Source organism: Methanogenium sp. MK-MG (assembly GCF_009914725.1).
Taxonomy (GTDB): Archaea; Halobacteriota; Methanomicrobia; order Methanomicrobiales; family Methanomicrobiaceae; genus Methanogenium.
This window is the reverse complement of sequence record NZ_JAAAWJ010000096.1, coordinates 1-5,872: the sequence shown is the minus strand read 5'-3', so window position 1 is coordinate 5,872 and position 5,872 is coordinate 1. Positions and strand designations below refer to the sequence as shown.

Genomic DNA, 5,872 nt, shown 5'->3' with positions numbered 1-5,872 from the left:
ACAGTGAGATATAGATCCAAAATGAGATCAGTTGTGGCTTCTGGATCGGTCAGAACTAAATGCAATATCTGATCCCGATTGGGAGGCACATTCATTGAAAGTTAATATGTACCCATAATATTTTGATCTAACGGTTAATTCTCGCTAAAATTGGTTGGGGGCTGAATAGTTACATAGATTTATAGATATTACAGGAAGTGGGCACCCGGATCCTATATCATTCAGCACCCCTGATTCCTGTGGTGGGGGAGGTGTATGTATGTGTGATCTCAGTACAAGTGCACAAATCATTGAAAACCACATAATATGGTTCAATTTAAGAACAAGGCACAAATAAGCCGTTAAAACGGTGCACCCCCGGGTACACGGATAGTGTCTGGGGTGTGTTAGTGCACCCAAAAACGGATGGACAACCATCCTGCCTGTCCTCATTGTCTATCGGGTGACGGTGACTTCTGGTGGTAACCGATCTCCTCAGGGCATACTGACGCTCGTGCCGACGGGGCAAAGGTCAACAAATCCCGACACTGCCGGGGGATCTCTCCTGCGGTTGGGTTGCCGCCGTCGGCACCGCTACTGCCCATGTCATGGCCGACGAAAGCCTCGCCACCGCGATCGGCGGAACCCAGTCCCGCAGCACCGCAAGGACACGTGCTCCTGCAGACTGAAGTGTCACAAAAAGAGAGGGGAACCTGGGCAGGCCATGCCGTCCGACCGGATCCGATATTATCATGATTCACCCATCCAGAGACAACCCAGACCACAGACCCCCAAAACCGCCCGATTCTTTTTTTATATAGAGAACCCTAATCTTTATGGAATCGATTACCCGTGTGGTTTTGTGCCTAAAACCATAAAGGGAGATTTGAATAAACCATGGATTCACTCGTCTATCTGGCACCATTATGTGCCCTGATTGCTCTCCTCTTTGCAGGACTGTCCTTTAAAAAGGTCCAGTCCGAAGGGGAAGGCAGTGAGCTCATCAAGAAGCTCACAACCGTGATACACAAAAGTGCGATGGTGTACTTAAACACCCAGTACAAGTATATCGCGGTCTTTGTAATTGTACTCGCGATCATCCTGACAATACTCATCAGCCCGTTAACCGCGGTCTGTTTCGTCATTGGAGCAACCCTCTCCGCAACTGCCGGTTACATCGGCATGTTCACCGCAACCTCTGCAAACGGCCGCACAGCACATGCAGCCACCCGTGGTATTGCTGACGCATTCCGGGTCTCCTTTGCATCGGGTACGGTCATGGGTATGACTGTTGTCGGTCTCGGCCTCTTTGGTCTCTCCGTGGCATTTATCGGAGTGTCCACCCTGATGGCCGGCGCTACCACCTATGCCATTGTCAATGTCGTGGCAGGATTCTCCCTTGGTGCAAGTTCGATTGCACTCTTCGCCCGTGTCGGTGGCGGTATCTTTACGAAGGCCGCAGACGTCGGTGCTGACCTCGTCGGCAAAGTCGAGGCAGGTATCCCTGAAGATGACGCCCGAAACCCTGCTGTCATTGCAGACAATGTTGGTGACAACGTCGGTGACATCGCCGGTATGGGTGCAGACCTCTACGAGTCCTACGTCGGCTCAATCATCTCCACCATGCTCCTCGGCGCTGCAGCTATTCTCACCATCAGCAAGGGCGGAGACATCGGCATGATCCTGGGCATCGAATCCACCGCAGCACTCAGCGGCATGCCCGAGTACAACCTTGTTGTCCTCCCGATGATCATCGCCGCAGTCGGTATCATCTGTTCCATCATCGGTTCTTTCTTCGTCAAGACAAAGAAGACAGAGTCCGCTGCTATTCACATGGCATTCAACATGGGCCTTGTGGCAGCACTCCTCCTTGTGGTCGCAGCAACCTATTTCATCGCCACCATGCTTCTCGGAAGCTATGGATTCGGTGTATTTGTTGCCTGTGTCGCAGGTCTGGTGGCAGGCTTCCTGGTTGGACAGGTCACCGAGTATTACACTTCATACGAACGCAAACCCACCCAGACCATTGCAAAGTCCTGTGAGACAGGCGCTGCAACAAACATCATCACCGGGTTTGCAAAGGGTATGGAGTCCACCCTCATCCCGACCCTCCTCATCGGACTTGCCATCTATATTGCATTCACTTTCGCAGGTCTCTACGGTATTGCTATTGCTGCAGTTGGTATGCTTGCAACACTGGGTATCTCCCTTGCAGTCGATGCATACGGGCCTGTCGCAGACAATGCAGGCGGTATTGCAGAGATGAGCCACCAGCCTGAGTCTGTCCGTGAGATCACCGACACCCTCGATGCAGTCGGGAACACCACCGCAGCTATCGGCAAGGGATTTGCAATCGGTTCGGCAGCACTGACCGCACTCGCACTTTTTGCGTCATACGGTATTGCAGTGGGCCTCGAGTCAATCGATGTCATGCAGCCTACGGTCTTCATCGGTCTTCTCATTGGTGCGATGCTTCCGTTCATCTTCTCATCCATGACAATGATGGCAGTCGGACGTGCGGCATATGCCATTGTGATTGAAGTCCGCCGTCAGTTCAAGGAGATTAAGGGCATCATGGAAGGCACCACAGAGCCTGACTATGCAGCATGTATCTCTATTTCCACCAACTCTGCTCTGCGTGAGATGATCCTTCCGGGTGTCATCGCCATCGCAGCACCAATCATTGTTGGTGTTGTCCTCGGCAAGGCCGCACTCGGCGGTCTTCTGGTCGGTTCACTCGGCGCAGGATTCATGCTTGCAATCACCATGGCAAATGCCGGTGGTGCATGGGATAATGCAAAGAAATACATCGAAATGGGCCACCTCGGCGGCAAGGGATCGGATTCCCACAAGGCCGCTGTCACCGGTGACACCGTCGGTGACCCGTTCAAGGATACCTCCGGCCCTGCCATCAACATTCTTCTGAAGCTGATGAGCATCGTCGCTGTGGTCTTTGCACCGCTCTTCCTCTAATTCAACTTTTTTTTGTTTTGGTTCGGTTTGATTTGAGAGGGAGCGGATGTCTTCCTTCTCTGTGAGAACAGGAGTTTTTTCAGCTATTCTGCTCCGTTAGATCTCTTCGGATCTCTTTGCCGGTTGTATGGGCGGATCTCTCTTCCTGCGCTACTGTAATATCAGGGGAGACGTATCTGGGGAGACGTGAAAAACAGGAAAATACGAATGAAGATATTTTGAATCCATAACACAACTCCAAACCAACTGTGATGTATGCCCTGTCGGATCCACATCGGCATCCGGACGCATAGAGACAAAAAATACAGTAGTAAAAATACAGTAGGGGTAAAAATACGGTAACACAGGGACTTAAAACCGGTCAGAGAAGATCCTTCATCCCGCACCCGACCGACGGCAAGAAAGAGACGAGAAGGAAGGCAGCACCTCCGAGTATGAGGGAGAAAGCACAGATGAGAATGTCCGAACATCCGGAGTAGACCAGAAATCCGGGAAGGATCCCCACTGTAAGCCCGGATAAAACCAGCACCCCTGCGACAAGAAGGAAAAGCCCGACCAGTCCTGCGACCCGGTGAAAGAGGAGGCTGTTTCCGGTTCGCCATGCCTGAACCAGACAGACGAAAAGGATGACACCAAGAGCGAGCACCAGCAGTTCAGAGGGCGATGAAAATTCAAGATGAAACATATTCTCGAAATAAGACGGGCTATATTTATGTGGGAAGTCGCCCAGAAACGGCCAGTACCAGCTTTGTGGCGCACACCACATCGCATCGGCGAGTTGATGGGAGAGCATCCCTGCCGCGATAAAGAGGAGACCGGGGTGCCGCCACTTTAAATAAATGAGATAACCAAGAAGAGCGACAAGGGCACAGACAGTCAGGCTGTGAAAGAATATTCGACCGTTGCCCATACTCTCCAGAATGATATGCCCAACCGGTTTATCAATGATGTCCGGGAGGAGACTGCCGATGGCACAGTAGACGAGAGCCCGGCAGTCCTTCGTGATATACAACAGAAAGATCCCAAGGGTAACACCGATTAAAAGATGGACTGCAGGAAGCATGGATGGTTCCCTCCATATATTCGTCTCATATTCTTCTGCTGCCTCTGTTTTTTATCTGTCTGGTTTTTTTTATTCTGTCTGTCCAGGGGTTCTGTTACTCCACTGTTTCCTGTGGACAGACATGGTTCCAAACACCTGATACCTGATACCTGATACCTGATACCTGATACCTGATACCTGATACCTGATACCTGATACCTGATACCTGATACCTGATACCTGATACCTGTTCTCCTCCGAGAGAATTCGTGGTATATGCTTCTCTGATTTTCTATGGATATTGTATGCAGACCGGCTACCTGTCGGGATCACTTGCTTGCATGCGTGACGATATGTCGCATCTCAGGCAGAATCAACTTTACCATCGCAAGCCGTACAGCAGGTGTGGATCCAGGAATACAGAAGACAACACGCTGATCAATGATGCCTGCTACAGCCCTGGACAGGAGAACACGGGTACCTACATCTTCTAAACTGAATATTCTGAAGAGTTCGCCAAATCCGTCCAGAGTCTTCTCAAAGAGGGGGGCTACCGCCTCAATCGTGCAGTCATCGTGCGTTATTCCGGTACCGCCATTAATAATGACACAGGTTGCTTCCGGGAGTGCCTCCTGAAGTGCCTCCTGAAGTGCGCTCCGAATGGCACCTACCTCATCAGGTACAACCCGATAGAAGGTGACGGGAATATCTGCTGCTTCACTGAGCTCTTTGATCACAGCTCCTGAGATGTCCTCGTCTGCTGTACGGGATGTTGAAACAGTGATCACTGCAGTCTGAAGGTTGACATTACTAAGATGGGATGAGTCCATACCAATGATGATTGTATTGTAACCTCTTCAGAATACCGGTTACCATATTCATCTGCACGCTGCAGTGCCCATTATAGAATACCTCCAAAAAGAACATTCAGAATAATCGCACAGGAAAAGACAAAGAACCAAAGAAAACAGAACGGACGGTGTAGAGAGTATGGTATAAGATATTGTGCTGTTAAAGGTTAAAGAAAGAGAAAAAATGACAACAATAAATCTAAAAAAATATTGATTTTGAAGAATACAGATTTGAATAACAGTTTGGTGAAGGGTGACTAAACTGAGGTGATATAGATAAAAATGACTGTGAAAATAATAATGTAAAATTATGAAAATGGTTTTGATTTTTAAACTAAAGTGTTCCACCTGAACAGCAAAAGAAGAAATACCCCTATTTCCGATGGAAACTTAATTTATAGGATGAGAATTGAAAAAAAATATCATGAATTCAGTCTAAATACATGGATAATATGAAAAATAATCTAAAGACACTGGAAAACACTCTGAAGATATTCAGGAAAAATAACGTGAAAAAATAAACTGTTTCTGTGTTGCAATAAAAAACTGATTCATCTTCATTTTTATATGATCAAGAGATGGGGGGGACCCCTTTGTTTCCACTGGAGACAACATTTAAGGCTACACCTGTTAAAGTGTCAGACATATCATAAAATCAATTATTACATTCATTATCAATTATTATCACATTTTTTTAAAATATCGTTTTTTTCTATATCTGCATTTTTATGGTCAGAATTATGATCAAATTCACAATCTATGATCAAATTACAATCCAAATTATGATCGGATTTACAATTCCTGATCTGGTTACGTCCTGACAGTTACGATCCTAATTATGATCGGATTTACAATTCCTGATCTGGTTACGTCCTGACAGTTACGATCCTAATTATGATCGGATTTACAATTCCTGATCGAGTTATGCCCTGACAGTTACGATCCTAATTATGATCGGATTTACAATTCCTGATCGAGTTATGCCCTGACAGTTACGATCCTAATTATGATCGGATTTACAATTCCT

At 47.7% G+C, this 5,872-nt stretch carries 4 protein-coding genes; 1 reads left to right on the top strand and 3 read right to left on the bottom strand.

From position 1 onward, the window contains the following. Positions 1-511 precede the first annotated feature (511 nt). Complete coding sequence (locus MKMG_RS10260; RefSeq protein WP_165077763.1) at positions 512-733, bottom strand: hypothetical protein; 222 nt, start codon at positions 731-733, stop codon at positions 512-514. 143 nt (positions 734-876) lie between these two features. On the opposite strand from MKMG_RS10260, the gene MKMG_RS10255 reads away from it, so the two are divergent. After that, on the top strand, positions 877-2,952 hold the full coding sequence (locus MKMG_RS10255; protein ID WP_165077762.1) for a sodium-translocating pyrophosphatase: 2,076 nt from the start codon (positions 877-879) through the stop codon (positions 2,950-2,952). Between the two features lie 361 nt (positions 2,953-3,313). Here the strand turns inward: MKMG_RS10255 and MKMG_RS10250 are convergent, their stop codons facing one another. Further along, a complete protein-coding gene (locus MKMG_RS10250) occupies positions 3,314-4,015 on the bottom strand; it encodes a metal-dependent hydrolase (RefSeq protein WP_165077761.1) in 702 nt (233 codons plus the stop codon). A gap of 308 nt (positions 4,016-4,323) precedes the next feature. Next, positions 4,324-4,824, bottom strand: coding sequence for a molybdenum cofactor biosynthesis protein B (locus MKMG_RS10245; protein ID WP_165077760.1), 501 nt, complete (start codon positions 4,822-4,824; stop codon positions 4,324-4,326). Positions 4,825-5,872 lie beyond the last annotated feature (1,048 nt).